17 protein-coding genes are annotated in these 15820 nt (G+C 72.1%); 8 read left to right on the top strand and 9 right to left on the bottom strand.

All coding sequences use genetic code 11. The features are described from left to right. Positions 1 to 189 precede the first annotated feature (189 nt). The 6 genes from ACQXVK_RS14975 (at position 190) to ACQXVK_RS15000 (ending at position 5337) form a co-directional block, all read left to right on the top strand. Positions 190 to 2661: a phosphoketolase family protein gene (locus ACQXVK_RS14975; protein ID WP_430854089.1), complete on the top strand. Its 2472-nt coding sequence runs from the start codon at positions 190 to 192 to the stop codon at positions 2659 to 2661. 130 nt (positions 2662 to 2791) lie between these two features. Beyond that, positions 2792 to 3109, top strand: coding sequence for a hypothetical protein (locus tag ACQXVK_RS14980; RefSeq protein WP_430854090.1), 318 nt, complete (start codon positions 2792 to 2794; stop codon positions 3107 to 3109). Then, positions 3096 to 3311, top strand: a complete 216-nt coding sequence (locus tag ACQXVK_RS14985; protein ID WP_402269004.1) for a hypothetical protein — start codon at positions 3096 to 3098, stop codon at positions 3309 to 3311. Before ACQXVK_RS14980 ends, ACQXVK_RS14985 begins: the two co-directional genes overlap by 14 nt. A gap of 34 nt (positions 3312 to 3345) precedes the next feature. Next, entirely contained in the window at positions 3346 to 4029 is a 684-nt protein-coding gene (locus ACQXVK_RS14990) for a fumarylacetoacetate hydrolase family protein (protein WP_402269002.1), read from the top strand. Positions 4030 to 4187: 158 nt separating this feature from the next. Next, positions 4188 to 5150, top strand: a complete 963-nt coding sequence (locus ACQXVK_RS14995; protein ID WP_430854091.1) for a sugar phosphate isomerase/epimerase family protein — start codon at positions 4188 to 4190, stop codon at positions 5148 to 5150. Between the two features lie 10 nt (positions 5151 to 5160). Further along, a complete protein-coding gene (locus ACQXVK_RS15000) occupies positions 5161 to 5337 on the top strand; it encodes a hypothetical protein (protein WP_430854092.1) in 177 nt (58 codons plus the stop codon). A 69-nt stretch (positions 5338 to 5406) separates the two neighbouring features. Here ACQXVK_RS15000 and ACQXVK_RS15005 read toward each other — a convergent pair whose 3' ends face one another. From ACQXVK_RS15005 to ACQXVK_RS15030, 6 genes are all read right to left on the bottom strand, one after another. Next, positions 5407 to 5736, bottom strand: a complete 330-nt coding sequence (locus tag ACQXVK_RS15005; protein ID WP_022907587.1) for a hypothetical protein — start codon at positions 5734 to 5736, stop codon at positions 5407 to 5409. Continuing rightward, positions 5733 to 6299 carry a hypothetical protein gene (locus tag ACQXVK_RS15010; protein ID WP_430854093.1) on the bottom strand — a complete coding sequence of 189 codons (567 nt, stop codon included), beginning with the start codon at positions 6297 to 6299 and terminating at the stop codon, positions 5733 to 5735. Before ACQXVK_RS15010 ends, ACQXVK_RS15005 begins: the two co-directional genes overlap by 4 nt. Next, positions 6296 to 6907 (bottom strand): RNA polymerase sigma factor, encoded by a 612-nt coding sequence (locus tag ACQXVK_RS15015; RefSeq protein ID WP_430854094.1) that lies wholly within the window; start codon positions 6905 to 6907, stop codon positions 6296 to 6298. The genes ACQXVK_RS15010 and ACQXVK_RS15015 overlap by 4 nt, the downstream gene beginning before the upstream one ends. A 172-nt stretch (positions 6908 to 7079) precedes the next feature. Then, positions 7080 to 7235: a hypothetical protein gene (locus ACQXVK_RS15020; RefSeq protein ID WP_430854095.1), complete on the bottom strand. Its 156-nt coding sequence runs from the start codon at positions 7233 to 7235 to the stop codon at positions 7080 to 7082. Between the two features lie 135 nt (positions 7236 to 7370). After that, complete coding sequence (locus ACQXVK_RS15025) at positions 7371 to 9893, bottom strand: ATP-dependent DNA ligase (protein WP_430854096.1); 2523 nt, start codon at positions 9891 to 9893, stop codon at positions 7371 to 7373. Next, positions 9890 to 10780 carry an SDR family oxidoreductase gene (locus ACQXVK_RS15030; protein ID WP_416395544.1) on the bottom strand — a complete coding sequence of 297 codons (891 nt, stop codon included), beginning with the start codon at positions 10778 to 10780 and terminating at the stop codon, positions 9890 to 9892. Before ACQXVK_RS15030 ends, ACQXVK_RS15025 begins: the two co-directional genes overlap by 4 nt. A 106-nt stretch (positions 10781 to 10886) precedes the next feature. Here ACQXVK_RS15030 and ACQXVK_RS15035 point away from each other — a divergent pair, with 106 nt between their 5' ends. Both ACQXVK_RS15035 and ACQXVK_RS15040 read left to right on the top strand, forming a co-directional pair. Next, on the top strand, positions 10887 to 11891 hold the full coding sequence (locus ACQXVK_RS15035) for a Ku protein (RefSeq protein WP_430854097.1): 1005 nt from the start codon (positions 10887 to 10889) through the stop codon (positions 11889 to 11891). Positions 11892 to 11941: 50 nt separating this feature from the next. Continuing rightward, a complete protein-coding gene (locus ACQXVK_RS15040; protein ID WP_042723911.1) occupies positions 11942 to 12547 on the top strand; it encodes an antibiotic biosynthesis monooxygenase in 606 nt (201 codons plus the stop codon). A 4-nt stretch (positions 12548 to 12551) separates the two neighbouring features. Here ACQXVK_RS15040 and ACQXVK_RS15045 read toward each other — a convergent pair whose 3' ends face one another. From ACQXVK_RS15045 to ACQXVK_RS15055, 3 genes are read right to left on the bottom strand one after another with little or no spacing between them, the layout of a single operon-like run. Then, positions 12552 to 13487, bottom strand: coding sequence for a Ppx/GppA family phosphatase (locus ACQXVK_RS15045; protein WP_430854098.1), 936 nt, complete (start codon positions 13485 to 13487; stop codon positions 12552 to 12554). Positions 13488 to 13537: 50 nt separating this feature from the next. Further along, on the bottom strand, positions 13538 to 14395 hold the full coding sequence (locus ACQXVK_RS15050; RefSeq protein WP_430854099.1) for a ribokinase: 858 nt from the start codon (positions 14393 to 14395) through the stop codon (positions 13538 to 13540). Then, positions 14392 to 15816, bottom strand: coding sequence for an MFS transporter (locus tag ACQXVK_RS15055; protein ID WP_430854100.1), 1425 nt, complete (start codon positions 15814 to 15816; stop codon positions 14392 to 14394). Before ACQXVK_RS15055 ends, ACQXVK_RS15050 begins: the two co-directional genes overlap by 4 nt. Positions 15817 to 15820 lie beyond the last annotated feature (4 nt).

The raw sequence follows: 15820 nt of genomic DNA on the forward strand, positions 1-15820 counted from the left end.
TCGGGGGCTCCGGCCGGTGGCGACGTGCTCCTGTGCACGTGCCGTGCTGTGTGCTTGCTGAGGCCCGGCCGTTCGTGACCGGAGAGCGCCCTGGGCGTTTGCCCTTGTGACATGCATTCGGCACCCCCTGCCGAACGGTTTGGAAGTTTTTCTGGGTTTCTCGGGCGACCGCCTCCGTACCGTGGGGTCATGGCCCCCGCATCCCCTTCGAGCACCGACCGGATCCGCGCGATCGACGCCTGGTGGCGCGCCGCGAACTACCTCACCGCCGGCCAGATCTACCTGCTCGACAACCCGCTGCTCGACCGCTCGATCGCACCCGACGACGTCAAGCCCCGCCTGCTCGGACACTGGGGCACCTCGCCGGCGCTCAACCTCGTGTACGCGCACTGCAACGCACTCATCGCCGAGACCGACCGCCAGCTGCTGTACATCTGCGGCCCCGGGCACGGCGGCCCCGCCATGAACGCCAACGCACTGCTCGACGGGACGTGGGGCGAGCTCTACCCGGGCATCACCCCGGACCCGGACGGACTGCGGCAGTTCTTCCGCCAGTTCTCGTTCCCGGGTGGCATCCCGTCGCACGCGGCCCCCGAGACACCAGGGTCGATCAACGAGGGCGGTGAACTCGGCTACTCCCTCGCCCACGCGTACGGCGCGGCCCTCGACAACCCCGACCTGGTCGTCGCCTGTGTCGTGGGCGACGGCGAGGCCGAGACCGGCCCGCTCGCCGGCTCGTGGCAGGCGCACACGTTCCTCGACCCGGTGTCGGACGGCGCCGTGCTGCCGATCCTCAACCTGAACGGGTGGAAGATCGCGAACCCGACGATCCTCGCCCGCATCCCGCACGACGACCTGCACGCGTACTTCCGTGGTCTCGGGTACGAGCCGATCGTGGTGGACTCCGCCCGCGTCGACGACGACCCGTTCGCCGTGCACGCCCTGTTCGACGGCGCGCTCCGGCGTGCGCTCGCGACGATCGACGACATCCAGGCCGCGGCCCGTGCGCAGGCCCAGCGGGCAGCAGCCGGACAACCGGCCGGCGCCGCCGACCTGCGCCCGCGCTGGCCGATGATCATCCTGCGGACGCCGAAGGGCTGGACCGGACCGAAGGAGGTCGACGGCGAGCAGGTCGAGGGGACCTTCCGTGCCCACCAGGTCCCGCTGCCGGCCGTGCGGGAGAACGACGAGCACCGCCGCCAGCTCGAGGAGTGGATGCGGTCCTACCGCCCCGAGGAGCTGTTCGACGAGTCCGGGCAACCGATCGGCATCCTCACCACCATCCGGCCCGCGGGCGACCTGCGGATGAGCGCGACGCCGCACGCGAACGGCGGTCGGCTCCGCACGGCGCTCGACCGCCCCGGGCTCGAGGAGTTCGGGGTCCCGGTCGGCGAGGACGCGAGCGCGACCGGCACGCTCGGCCCCTGGCTCGCTGCCCTCATCGAGCGGAACCCCGCGTCCTTCCGGCTCTTCGGCCCGGACGAGACGGTGTCGAACAAGCTCGACGCGGTCTTCGACGTGACATCCCGGGTCTGGCGTGCCCAGCGCGGCGTCGGCGACGAGCACCTCGGCGCACACGGCCGGGTCACCGAGGTGCTGTCCGAGCACCTGCTCGAGGGCATGCTCGAGGGCTACGTGCTGAGCGGTCGTCACGGCATCCTCAACACGTACGAGGCGTTCGCGCACATCATCGACTCGATGGTCGGGCAGTACGCGAAGTGGCTCGAGTCGTCCACCGACATCGACTGGCGCGCCCCCGTCTCGAACCTGTCGATCCTGCTGTCGTCGCACGTCTGGCGCCAGGACCACAACGGCTTCTCGCACCAGGACCCGGGGTTCCTCGACGTCGTCGCGTCGAAGCAGCAGGACCTCGTCCGGATCAAGCTGCCGGCGGACGCGAACACCCTGCTCGCCGTCGCGGCACACGCGATGGAGACGACCGACCGCATCGAGGTGATCGTCGCCGGCAAGCACCCCGAACCGGTGTTCCTGTCCCTCGAGGACGCCGTCGCGCACGCGGACGCCGGCGTCGGGCAGTGGGACTGGGCCGGCACCGAGGAGGCCGAGGGGCACGTCGACGTCGTGCTCGCCTGCGCCGGTGACGTCCCCACCGTCGAGACCGTGGCCGCCGCGGACATCATCCGCCGCCACGCGCCCGGGGTCGGTGTCCGGGTGGTCAACGTCGTGGACCTGCTGTCCATCGGCGACCCGCGGAAGCACGAGCACCCCATCCCCGACGAGCGGTACGACGCACTGTTCCTGCCCGGCACCCCGACCGTCTTCGCCTTCCACGGGTACCCGTCGCTCGTGCACCAGCTCACCTACCGTCGGAACGGGCACGACGACCTGCACGTGCACGGGTTCCTCGAGCAGGGCACCACGACGACCCCGTTCGACATGCTCATGCGCAACGAGATGGACCGGTTCGCGCTCGCGCACGACGCCCTGACCCGGGTGGACCCGGATGCGCACGAAGCGCTGCGCACGCGGCTGACCGAGGCCCGGACGGCGGCGCGCGAGTACGCCTACTCGCGTGGCGAGGACCACCCGACGGTCGGTGCGTGGCGGTTCTCGGGCTGGCCGCAGGACGAGGCGGCGTCGGAGGGCACGGGCGGCGACCCGGGCGAGGGCGAGTCCGAGGGGGCTGCGCCCGGCAACTGACGCGCGTCCGCGCACTCCTCCACATCCGGGAGGCGCGGGTCACGTTCCACAGGACCGGTCACGCTCGGCGCGTGGCCGGTCCTGTCGCGTCAGGGTGGCGGACATGGATGCAGGCTGGACGAGCGCGAGCGTGTCGTTGCTCAGCGCCATGGTGGCGGTCGCGAGCGTGGTGGTCACGGTGGTCGAGGGGCGTCGGGCGCGGCGGAATACCGAGTTCTTGGGCCACCGGGACCACTGGTGGCAGCGTTGGTCGTGGGTCGTCGAGCGGGCGCTGTCGACCGATGAGCGGCGCCGTGACGCGGCCGCTCTGATGACCGATGCCCTGATGACCCGGGCATGGGTGACCGACGACGACAAGTGGGTCGAGCGCGCGCTCGACGATCACGAGACGACCGCCGCGCGACGGCTCCGCGGCAGAGAGGAACGACCTGACCGTGATCTCGGATGAAGACGACGCGTCCTTCAAGGCCCGACTGGACCGGATGGAACGCCGGACCCCCAGCCTGCTCGCGCACCCGCACTACGGGCCACTCGTCCGTGCAGCCGGCGACCTCGAACGACTCGAGGAGATGCGGATCGAGTGGCGCGAACGGCAGGAACGGGCACGCGCACGACGACTCCGGTGGGAGGCCTCGATCACCGAGGGCTGACCCACCGTCCGGGTCCCGGTGGCACGCTGGACCGGTGAGCGAGTTCGTCATCCCGGCCCCGACCGTCCCGACCGTCCCGACCACGACCGGCGGGCGCTTCCCCGTCCGGCGGGTGTTCTGCGTGGGTCGCAACTACGCCGCGCACGCTCGGGAGATGGGACACGATCCGGACCGCGAACCGCCGTTCTTCTTCACGAAGCCGGCCGACGCGGTCGTGACGGACGGCGCGGACACCCCGTACCCGTCCGTCACCCGGCAGCTCGAGCACGAGGTCGAGCTGGTCGTGGCGATCGGCCGGGGCGGGTCGGACATCCCCGTCGACGCGGCCCTCGACCACGTCTGGGGATACGCGGTCGGCATCGACCTCACGCGACGCGACCTGCAGGCCGAGGCGAAGCGGCTCGGACGCCCGTGGGACACCGCCAAGGGCTTCGACGCCTCGGCCCCGGTCGGCACGATCACCCCCGCCGCCGACGTCGACCCGACCTCGGGCACCGTCGAGCTCCGGGTGCACGGCGACGTCCGCCAGACCGGTGACCTCGCCGACCAGATCTGGTCGGTCGCCGAGACGGTCGCCGAGCTCTCGCGTTTCGTGACCCTCGCGCCGGGCGACCTGCTGTTCACCGGGACACCGGACGGGGTCGGGGTCGTCGACCGCGGGGACCTGCTCGAGGGCACGATCGGCGGCGTCGGTTCGGTGCGGACCGTCATCGTCTGACGCCGTCGCGTTTCCCCCGTGTGACGGCGGACTGGGAGGGCTCGCAGCCTCGCCGAGTAGCAATGTGTCGACGCCGCCACGGGGTGTGCGGCGTCCCACACAGGACACGCGGACCGCGACGGGGCGGGGCGGCGCGTCCGGAGAACGGAGGTGCCGCCGTGCAGGAACACGATCTGCTCGCGACGTCCTGGACCTGGGCCGGGACCGAACCGATCGGCGAGCGCATCGCCGCCGTCGGTGCCGCAGGCTTCGCAGGGCTCTCGCTGTCGCTCGGCGACCTGCACGAGGTGCGGGCGACGATCGGGTTCGTCGAGCTCCGCCGCATGCTCGACGGTGCCGGGATCGTCTGGGTCCAGCTGGGACCGCTCGAACGCTGGTGGACGTGCGCGAGCCACACCACCGACCAGGACGCCGACCGCGGCGTCGTGCTCGAGGCCGCGGCGACGCTCAGCGCCTGGCAGGTCGTCGCTCGTGCGGACGTCACGCTGCCCGGTGTCTCGCCGACGGCCATGGTCGACGACTGGAACGCGCTGGCCGGCCAGGCCGCGGCGGTCGGTGCCCAGCTCGTCCTCGAGCCCGAACCGTGGTCGAACCTGCCGACCGTCGAACGCGCCTCCCGGTTCGTCACGGCCGCCGGTCACCCGAACGGCGGACTCCTGGTGGACGCGATGCACGCGCTGCGCGGCGGCTCCACGCTGGCTTCCATCCGCGAGGGCGTCGCACCGGCCACCCTGGCAGCGGTCGAGCTCAGCGACGGCCTGCTCCACACACCCGCGGGCATGACGCTCGCCGAGGAGGCCCGCGAGGCACGCCACCTCCCCGGGGCGGGCGCCTGGGACGTCCCGGGCTTCGTCCGGACCGTGCGGGACCTCGGGTTCGACGAGCCGTGGGGTGTCGAGGTCCGGACGGCCGCCCACCGGGCGATGCCGATCGAGGACGCCCTGCGGACGGCTGCAGCGGCGACCCGGGCCGTGCTCGACGCCGCGGACGCGTTCGGCACGCCGGCGGTCCCGGCGATGCCGACCACTCCGGCGCCCACCTCGGCCGTGGACTTCGAGCCGCAGGTCGCTCCGCCGTCGGACGTCCGGCACCGCGACGCCGACTCAGGGGCGCCGGCGTAGGGTCGCCGGCATGACCGACCAACCTGCACACGACGACGAACTGCTCCGCCGCTCCCAGGAGTCCATCGACGAGGCGAAGGCCGCCGCGGCCGACGTGGTCGAACCGGCAGAGGACGACCTCGTCGACGAGGGTCTGCCGGTCGCCGACGACGCCGCTCCGTCGAGCGGCCCCGCACCCGCCCCCTGAAACCGGCAGCGGCCGAACCAGGCCGCACCATGCAGGACCAGGCCGGATCAGGCCGCAGCGGACCGGGGCTCAGTCGATCTCGACGACCCGCACGGTGACGTCGCTGGGCCGGCGTCCGAGCAGCGCAGCGGCCTCGGCGACGACGGCGTCGCGGACACTCCGGACGAGGTCGAGCGTCGGGATCCGCCGGTCCGTCGTCACGACCACCCGGATGCGTGCGCCGTCCGGTCGGTCCTGCACGAGCACGGCACCGCCGTCCCGCGGCAGGTCGAGCACCGAGCGGACGTCCCGGACGAGCGTCGCGAGCTTCGGCCCGGGCGGGAGCACGGAGCGGACCCCCGGGACGCGGAGCACGACCGCGGTCAGTCCGCGCGAGACGGTCCGGACGTCGGCGGTCACGATCGGTCTCCGTCGTTGATGTCGGCCACGTGCACCACGAGCGACCGGACCACGAACGGCGCGTGCACGGCGAGCGTGTCCGCGATGCGCGTCCGGAGGGCCTCCGCGCGGAGGTGGACCGGCCCGTCGGTGCTCGCGGCGATCGACACCTCGACGTCGATCGGGGCTCCGGCGGTCCCGAGCTCGCCGGTGAACCGCGTCCGGCGGACGACCACGCCGGGGACCTCGTCGCCGAGCGCACGGACGAGTCCCCGGAGTGCGCCCTCCGTGACGACGAGCGTCGAGGCAGGGTCCTCGTCGGGGACCGGGATGTCCCGGCCCGCGTGTGCCGTCGTCCGCACCGAGGCGAGCACGCTTGCGATCCACCCGTCGTCGACAGCGGTCGCCGCGACGTCCGCGTCGAGCAGGTCGCGTGACGCCGTCCGCAGGACTTCGAGGCGCGCCAACGCGACGGAGGCCTCGGGATCGGCGTCGATGTCGGGTCTGGCCGGGGTGCGGTCGGCATCCAGGTAGTCGGAGAGCTCCTCGAGGGAGAACGCGCCGAACCGTTCGTCGTCGGTCATCGCCAGCCCTCCATCCGCTCGAGGACCCGGCGTCGTGCCCGGGCGAGCGCGCCGCGGACCGCGGCCTGCGACATCCCCGTGGCCTCGGCGATCTCGGCGTACGACGCCCCACCGATCTCGCGCATCACCCAGACGACGCGAGGTCCGTCCGGCAACTCCTGCACGATACGCGCGAGTTCCTGGACCTGCAGGCGCGCGCTGACCACCTCGTCGACGGGACGGTCGTCGGAAGCGTCGACCACCGCGTCGAGGTCGAGGTGCGGGTGACGCCGACGGAGACGATCGAGCGCCTTGTTCGCCGCGATGCGGAACAGCCAGTTCCGCACCCGCTCGGGGTCGTCCACCCGGTCGATCCGCTGCCACGCCTGCAGCGCTGCCTCCTGGACGGCGTCCTCGGCGTCCCCGTCGCCGTGGCCGAGGATCCGGGCCGCGTAGGCACGCATGTGCGGACCGTACCGCCGGATCAGGACGCCGAACGCGACGGTGTCACCGTCGGCACTGCGCTCGACGAGGGAGGCGTCCGACAGGGACGCCAGGGCATCAGCGTCGCTCAGGATCGACTCCTCGTGGGATTTCCCCGGTTCTCGCGTGACGTTTCCGGTCGTCACCACGTCTTCCCTACGTGCCTACCAGGAGCGTGCTGCGTGCCTGGTCGAGAACGCGCCGTGGCCGGTCATCCCTGAACGAACGGCCACGGCGTCTCGACGGCGGTCCGTGCGTCCCCTGATCCGGCGCACGGGCCGTCTTCTTCCCAGGCCCGTGCTGTGCCCCGCGCCGGTCCTACTCCTCGACCTCGTCACCGAGGAAGTCCGCGTAGGTCACCTCGGGCTCGGCCACCGCGACCCCCGGATCCACGGACGTGTGCGCCGACCGGTCCCCCGCGATCGTGACGCGTTCCCCCGTGGTGAACGGGGGCAGGTACTTGCTCGCGCTCATGCTCGTGCCCTTTCGTCCCGGCGAAGGTAACAGCACGCGACGGCAGCGCGGGGTCCCGCACACGAATCGTCCCCCGACCGCAGCCGGAACGGGGGACGGTTGTTCGCCCGGGGCGGACCCCATGCGGACGCATGCTCACGACTCCCGGACGACCTCCGACGGGTCCTTGTCCGACCGCCAGCCACGCCACGACGGCTGGCGCAGTCGGCCGTCCGAGGTCCACTCGGCGAACTCGACCTCGCCCACGCGCTTCGGCGTCACCCAGTGCGCGTCACGGGCATCCGGCCGGGGAACGTCCACGAACGGTGACGTCGTTCGTCCGAGCGCGCCGAGCACCGTGCCGATCTCGTCGAGGTCACGGTCACGGAACCCGGTGCCGACCTTCCCGACGTACTCCAGCCCGTCCGGCCCCGGCACGCCGAGCAGCAGGGAGCCGATCCCGCCGGCGCGTCGGCCGTTCCCCGGCTTCCACCCGCCGATCACGACCTCCTGCGTGGCGTGGTGCTTCAGCTTGAGCCAGGCCTCGGATCGCCGTCCCTCGGCATACTTCGAGGTGCGCTTCTTCGCGACGACCCCTTCGAGTCCCTGCTCCGCCGAGTCAGCCATCGCCCGGGCGAGGTCACCTTGGTGGGCGGGCGGGACATCGATCGCACCGCCCGGTTCGACCACCGTCTCGAGCGCCTGCCGGCGCGCGTCGTACCCGAGCCGGGTGAGCTCGTGGCCGTCCGCCTCGAGCACGTCGAAGAGCAGCAGCCGAGCCGGCGTCTGCCGCCGCGCCGCCTCGACCTCTCGCGACCGGGTCAGTCCCATCCGGTTCTGCAGCAGCTGGAACGAGGGCCGCCCCCGGTCGTCGAGGGCGACGATCTCACCGTCGAACACCCCGTCGACCCCGGCCCGGTCGCCGAGTTCCTGCAGCTCCGGGTACTGCACCGTCAGGTCGTTGTCGTTCCGGCTGCGGAGCGTGACCGTGCCGTCCCGCACGGTCGCGAGCGCGCGGATGCCGTCCCACTTCATCTCGAACGCCCAGTCGGATGCGTCGAGCGACGGCTCGCCCTTCGCGAGGGTCGCCTGCATCGTGCGGCGATCAGCCGGAGCGGTGTCCGACGCGGCCGTCCGGTCGATGCGCGGGCTGGCCGCATGCCCCGGAGCTGCGGACCGGGAGGCGCGGCTCGCCGCCGCCGGGTCCCCGCCGTCCGCCAGGCGGTCCGGCTGGTCCTTCGTGCGGTGGATGAGCCAGTTCTTCTCGTCGCCCTCGCGCCCACGACCCCGCCCGCGGGTGTGCAGCAGTGCGAGACGGCGAGCGCCCCCGGTCCGGCCGTGCAGCGTGACGATGACCTCTTCGCCCTCGCGCCACTTCTCGAGCTCGTACGTGCCGTCGTCCCAGATCGTGACCGTCCCGCCGCCGTACTCGTCCTTCGGGATCGTGCCCTCGAACGCGCCGTACTCGAGCGGGTGGTCCTCGGTCTGCACCGCGAGGTGGTTCTTCCCCGGGTCGGTGGGCTCGCCCTTCGGCAGCGCCCAGCTGACCAGGACGCCGTCGTGCTCGAGCCGGAAGTCGTAGTGGTCACGGGTGGCGTGGTGTTCCTGGATGACGAACGTCGGGGTGCCGTCCTTCCGCACCGTCGGGGCGCCCTCGGGGACGGGCTCCGGGGTCTTCGCGGCGTCGCGCTTGGCGCGGTAGGCCGTGAGCCGGTCGCGGGCCGGCTGCTCCGCGTCGTTCGCCCGCTGGGTCCGGTCGCTGTCCCAGTGACCGTGGTCGTCCCGCCCGACCGCCAACGAGGCGGAGGCGACCGGGTGCAGGTGGTCGCCCCGTTCCTCCAGGCGTTCGAGGACCTCGTCCAGGGTGAGCTGCGCGAGCCCCCGCTCGGTGAGTTCCTGCCACGTGCGTGGAGCGGCGACCGTCGGCCGGTCACGGCCGCGCAGGGAGTACGGCGCGATCGTCGTCTTGTTGCCGTTGTTCTGCGACCAGTCGACGAACACCTTGCCCGTCCGTTCCTTGCGGCTCATCGACGACAGCACGAGGTCCGGCAGGTCCTGTTCGAGCGCCTTCGCGAGTTCGTGCGCGACCTCGGACACGTGTGCGGTGGTCGCGCGTCCGTCGAGCGCGGCGTAGAGGTGGATGCCCTTCGACCCGGACGTCACCGGGTACGGGTCGAGCCCCATGCCGTGCAGGATCTCGCGCGCGGCGACGGCGACCTCGACGCACTCGGGCAGGCCGACGCCCTCGCCGGGGTCCAGGTCGAGCACGAGGCGGTCCGGGTTCTGCTGCCCGCCTCGGGGACCGAACCGCCACTGCGGCACGTGCAGCTCCAGTGCGGCCTGCTGCGCCATCCACACCAGGGTCGGCAGGTCGTCGACGATCGGGTACTCGTTGTCGCGCTCGGCGTGGTGGATGGTGTGGTGCCGGACCCAGTCCGGGGCGGAGTCCGGCAGGTTCTTCTCGAAGAAGACCGTGCCCTCGACGCCGTTCACCCAGCGCTTCCGGGTGACGGGGCGGTCCTTCACGTGCGGGATCATCCACGGCGCCACACGCTCGTAGTACTCGATCACCCGCCCCTTGGTCGTGCCGTTCTCGGGGTAGAGCACCTTGTCCGTGTTGGTGATCGCCAGTCGACGGTCGCCGACGAGGACGACGGTCTTGCGGGCCGCCGGGCTCACAGCGCCACCCCGGTCGCGCCCGCCACCGTGAGGGTCGTCCCCGACGTGTACGACGACTCCGGTCCGGCCAGGTACACGTAGGCGCTGCCGAGCTCGACGGGCTGCGCGGGTCGGCCGAACGGGGTGTCCTGACCGTAGGCGGCGATCTCGTCGCCCGGGTAGCTGATCGGTTGCAGCGGCGTCCACACCGGGCCCGGAACGACGGTGTTCGCCCGGATGCCCTTGGCCGCGAGCTGTCGCGCGAGCCCGTTCGTGTAGGTGATGATCGCGGCCTTCGTCGCCGCGTAGTCGATCATCCGGTCCTGCGGTTGGTACGCGGACACCGAGCTCGTCGTGACGATCGCGCTGCCCGGCGCCATGTGGGGCACCGCTGCCCGGACCAGCCAGAAGAGCGAGTACAGGTTGACCTTCATCGTGCGGTCGAAGTCCTCGGTCGACTGCGCCGTGACGTCCTCGTGCACCTGCTGGTGGCCAGCGACGAGGACCAGCGCGTCGAGTCCGCCGAGCTCGCTGACCGCGTCCCGCACGAGCGTGTCGCAGAACCCCTCGTCGGTCAGGTCGCCGGGGAGCAGCACTGCCTTCCGCCCGAGGTCGCCCACGACGTCGCGGACGGCTTCGAGGTCCTCGCGTTCCTCGGGCAGGGCGTTCAGGGCGACGTCCGCGCCCTCCTTCGCCATGGCGATCGCGGCCGCCCGCCCGATGCCGGAGTCGGCCCCGGTGACGAGCACGCGGTAGCCGGGCATCCGGCCCGTGCCGAGGTACGAGGTCTCGCCGTGGTCGGGCGCCGGGTCCATCGCACTCGCCAGTCCGGACCCCTGCTGCGTCTGCGCGGGGAAGGGCGGACGGGGGAACTGCGAGCGCGGGTCCTGCTTGTCGAGCTGGCTCATGGGCCCATGGTGCTCGCGCCGCGGCCACCGCGGTTCAGCGAAGCGGGATCTGTGGAGAACCCGTCCGCTGCGGGCGCTCCCGTGGAGAGACGGGCATCATGTGGCCATGAGGTCGATCTGGAAGGGTTCCATCGCGTTCGGGCTCGTCAACGTCCCGATCAAGGTCTACGCGGCGACCGAGACCCACGACGTCTCGCTGCACCAGGTCCACGACGAGGACAAGGGCCGCATCCGGTACAAGCGGGTGTGCGAGTTCGGCCACGAGGTCGAGTACGCCGACATCCAGCGCGCCTACGACGACGGTGACAAGACCGTGGTCCTGACGGCCGACGACTTCAAGCAGCTCCCCGAGGAGCAGTCGCACGAGATCGAGGTCCTCGAGTTCGTCCCCGTCGACCAGGTCGACCCGATGATGTTCGAGAAGTCCTACTACCTCGAGCCCGACTCCCGCTCCCCCAAGGCGTACGTGCTCCTGCGCGAGACCCTCACGAAGACCGACCGGCTGGCGATCGTGCAGTTCACGCTCCGGCAGAAGACCCGGCTCGGCGTCCTGCGCGTGCACGACGACGTCATCCTGCTGCAGGGGCTGCTCTGGGGCGACGAGGTGCGTGCCGCCGACTTCACGGCCCTCGACGCGGCGGTGAAGGTCAGTGCGAACGAGCTGAAGATGTCGTCGTCGCTCGTCGACAGCATGTCCACCGACTTCGACCCCGACCGCTACACCGACGCCTACCAGGTGGAGCTGCAGCAGCTCATCGACGCGAAGCTGGAGTCCGGCGACGACATCGACACCGAGCAGACCTTCGGCGAACGCGCGGACGACGACGATGACGAGGGTGGCGACGTCATCGACCTGATGGCCGCCCTGCGGGCGTCGGTGGACAAGAAGCGGTCCGGGTCTGGAGGCGCGGGGTCGCGTTCCCGGCGCGGGTCCCGTTCCACGAAGCAGGAGTCCACTGCCGACGCGTCGCCGAAGCGGACACCGGCCACGAAGGCGCCCGCGAAGAAGGCCCCGGCCGAGAAGGCCCCCGCGAAGAAGACACCCACGAAGAAGACCCCGGCGAAGAAGACCCCGGCGAAGAAGCCGGCCGCCGGGAAGCAGGCCAGCTAGCCGGACGCCCACGACACGAGCAGGAAACACACGTCGGCCAGACTGGACGCATGACTCCACAAGAGCCAGGGAGCCTGTCCTCGTCATCCGTGAGTGCAGGCCCGCCCGTCACCGTCTCCATCACCCGCCTCGTCGAACCCGACCGCATCCCGGACGCCACCCGCTGGGTCCAGTCCGGCGTGAACCTCGCGAACCGCTACCCGGGGTTCCTCGGCTCCGGGTGGGTCCGCTCGCACGCGACGAGCCGTGAGTGGCACATGCTGTACCGGTTCGCCGACCACGACGCCCTGGCGACGTGGGAGAACTCCGACGACCGGCTGCGGTGGCTCGACCTCGGCCGCGACCTCGTGGTGGAGTCCCGGGTCGAGAAGCGCACCGGGATCGAGGGCTGGTTCGACGCCCCGGCCGATGCCCCGGCGTCGAGTGCACCGCCGCGGTGGAAGCAGGCCGTGAGCATCTGGCTCGGCTTCTTCCCGGTCAACCTGGCGTTCACGTACCTGGTCGGCTGGCTCGTCCCGGCGTTCGGCGCGCTCCCCGTGCTGCCGCGGGTGCTCGTCACGACGCTGGTGCTCACGCCGATCATGACGTTCTGGGTGCTGCCGTTCGTGACGACGCTCATCCGCCCGTGGCTGCTCGCGCCGCCGAAGCGGGGCTAGCCCCTCAGCCGAGCACCGACAGCTGGTCGAGCCGCTCGAGGATCACACCCTCGCGGAGCGCCCACGGGCAGATCTCGAGCGCCGACAGGTCGAAGATGTCGAGGCAGGCCTCGGCGACGAGCGCGCCCGGCACCACCTGGTGCGCCCTGCTCGGCGACACCCCTGGGAGCGTCGCGAGCTCGTCGACCGACATCGTCAACAGGGCGGGCAGCTTCGCACGGAGCACGTCACCGTCGAGCGCCCGCGGCACGAGCGGCCCGGCGGCGGACGGCGCCGCACCGCAGATGCGGGCGATCGACCGGAACGTCTTCGAGGTCGCGACGGCACGGTCGGGCCGGCCGGCGCGGAGCAGCAGCCCGGCGTCGCGGGCGATCTCGACGCGGATCTCGTGGCGGATCCGGCGCACGTCGTCCTCGGTCGGGGTGCCGGTGGCGAAGTAGGAGCGGGCGAGCCGTGCGGCACCGATCGGCATCGACCACGCGACGTCCGGCGCCTCGTCGGCACCCCCGGCGATCTCGAGGGACCCGCCGCCGATGTCGAACACGGCGAGCCGGCCGGCCGACCACCCGAACCACCGCCGGACGGCGAGGAAGGTCAACCGCGCCTCGTCGCCACCGGACAGCACGGCCAGCTCGACGCCGGTCGCCTGCTCGACGTGCGCGAGCACCGCGTCGGAGTTCACGGCGTCGCGGACGGCCGAGGTCGCGAAGGCGAGCATGTCCTCGCACCCGCGGTCCTCGGCGACGCGGACCGCGTCGGCGACGAACGAGGTCAGGGCGTCGACGCCCGCCTGGGTCACCGCGCCGGCCTCGTCGAGGTGCTCGGCCAGACGCAGCGGCTGCTTGAACGACGACGCCGGCAGCGGGGCCGCCCCGCCGTGGGCGTCCACCACGAGCAGGTGGCCGGTGTTGGACCCGATGTCGAGGACTCCCACGCGCATGCCACAACGCTAGTGGCCCGGGCCGACTGGAACGGCCCTGGAGGCGCGCCTCACCGCGCCAGGAACGCCTCGAGTTCCGCGGTGGTCGGGTACGACGCCTGCGCGCCCGCCTTCGTCGCTGCGTACGCCCCGACACCGACCGCGAACCGCGCGGCCTCGACGAGCGGGTCGCCCGCGGCGAGGCGGAGCGCCACCGCCCCCATGAACGCGTCCCCGCAGCCCGTGGTGTCCACCGGCTCGATCCGCACGGCGTCGATCGACACCGGCTCGGCGTCGCCGTCGTGCACGACGCAGCCCGAACCACCCCGGGTCACGATCGACCGTCGGACGCCGTGCTCCCCGAGCTCGGCGGCCTCGTGCTCGTTGACGAGCAGGACGTCGGTCAGCGCGAGCAGCTCCGCCGGGACCTCGCCGAACGGGGACAGGTTCGTGAGCACCGTGACCCCGGCGGCGTGCGCTGCGCGGGCGGCGGCCAGGACGACGTCGATCGAGACCTCGAGGCAGAGGCCGAGCACCGCGGCACCCGCGAACGCGTCGGCGGGGACGTCGTCCGGTGCCAGGGTGCCGTTCGCGCCGGTGGAGATCACGATGGTGTTCTCCCCTGCGCCGTCGACCGTGATGACGGCCGTGCCGGTGGCGACGCCCTCCCGGACCGCGACGTGCGTCGTGTCGACACCCGCCGCCGCGACGGAGTCGCGCAGCAGTCGACCGTTCCCGTCGTCGCCGACCGCACCGATCATGCGCACGGTGCCCCCGAGCCTCCCGGCTGCCACCGCCTGGTTGGCGGACTTGCCTCCAGGCAGGATCGCGAGGTCGGACCCCTGGAGGGTCTCACCGGGCTTCGGGAAGCGCTCCGTGCGGACCACCAGGTCCGCGTTGAGGCTGCCGACGACGACGATGCCGGTCATGCGGCGACTCCTGTCTCGGCCGAGGCCGGGCGCGGGATGAGGAAGGACGTGGCGAGTGCCGCGCAGGTGATCACGGCACCGAGCAGCATGCCACCGGAGTACCCGGCGGTGCCCGCGGACCCGCCGGTCCCGAGCGCGATCTGGAGCGCCGGGAGCACGGCGAAGCTGATGCCGGCACCGAGGTTGAAGGCACCAGCGTTCAGGCCGGGCAGGAAGCCGGGGTTCGACTCCGGCGAGAGGACGATGCCGAGGCCGTTCAGGATGATGTTCGCGATGCCCGCGTAGGTGATGCCGATCAGGACCGTCGCCGCGACGAGCACGGGCAGCGAGTGCACGCCGACGAACGCCATGACGAGCGTCGCGACGATGCTCCCGACCAGGCCGACGCGGAGCACGGCGCGGTAGCCGAGCGTCGGCGCGAGCCGACCGGCGAACGGACCGACGATCCAGCCGACCAGCGCGTACGGGGTGAGGAACGCGAGCGAGGCGAGGTCCGCCTCCATCCCGAAGCCGGCGTCCGGGTTCTGCGCGAGGCTCGTGACCAGTCCGTTCACGACCGCGAACACACCCGTCATCGTGAGCAGTGTCGTCACGAGGAGCGCCCAGGTCCCGCGGTGCTTGAGGAACCGCGTCTCGACGAGCGGCTCGCGCACCCGCGACTCGACCGCCCAGAAGACCCCGAAGGCGACGAGCGCGACGACGATGCCGCCCACCACGAGCCCCCAGTTCGCGGCGGCGAGCTTGCCCGCCTCGTTGAACGCGGTGAGCAGGGCGCCGACGCTGACGACCAGCGGGAGCACACCCCACCAGTCCATCCGGGTGCCGGCGGACGGCTTCGACTCCACACCCCACACGGCGACCATGAGCGCGGCCACGACGGTGACGACCGCGATGACCCAGAAGATCCCGCGGAACCCGAAGTGGGTCGCGATCCAGCCGCCGGCGAGGGCGTCGACGCCCGCGATGCCGCCGTTCACCGCGGTGAGGAGGCCGAGCGCGGCGCCGTAGCGCTTCGGGTCGGCGATCTCGTTGCGGAGGATGAGCAGGCCGATCGGCACGACCGGGCCGGTGATGCCCTGGATCATGCGCCCCGCGAAGAGCATCGGCACGTTCACAGCGAGCGCTGCGACGACGCTGCCGACGAGCATCACGGCGAGCATGCCGAGCAGCACGCGCTTGCGGCCGACGATGTCGGACAGGCGCGGGAGGAACAGCGAGAACAGCGCGGCCAGGGTGAAGAACAGCGTCTGCGAGAGCCCGATGGTGGCGTCGTCGGTGCGCAGCTCGCGGGCCATCGTCACGAGCGCCGGGCTGAGCATGCTCGCGTTGAGCTGGAACGCGACGCAGGCGGCGAGGAGCGCGGCGGTCAGGGCAGCGATGGACTGCTTCGAGGTGGTCGACTTCGTCGTCGAGGTGGTCATGGTG

This window comes from Curtobacterium sp. AB451 (assembly GCF_050585845.1).
GTDB lineage: Bacteria > Actinomycetota > Actinomycetes > Actinomycetales > Microbacteriaceae > Curtobacterium.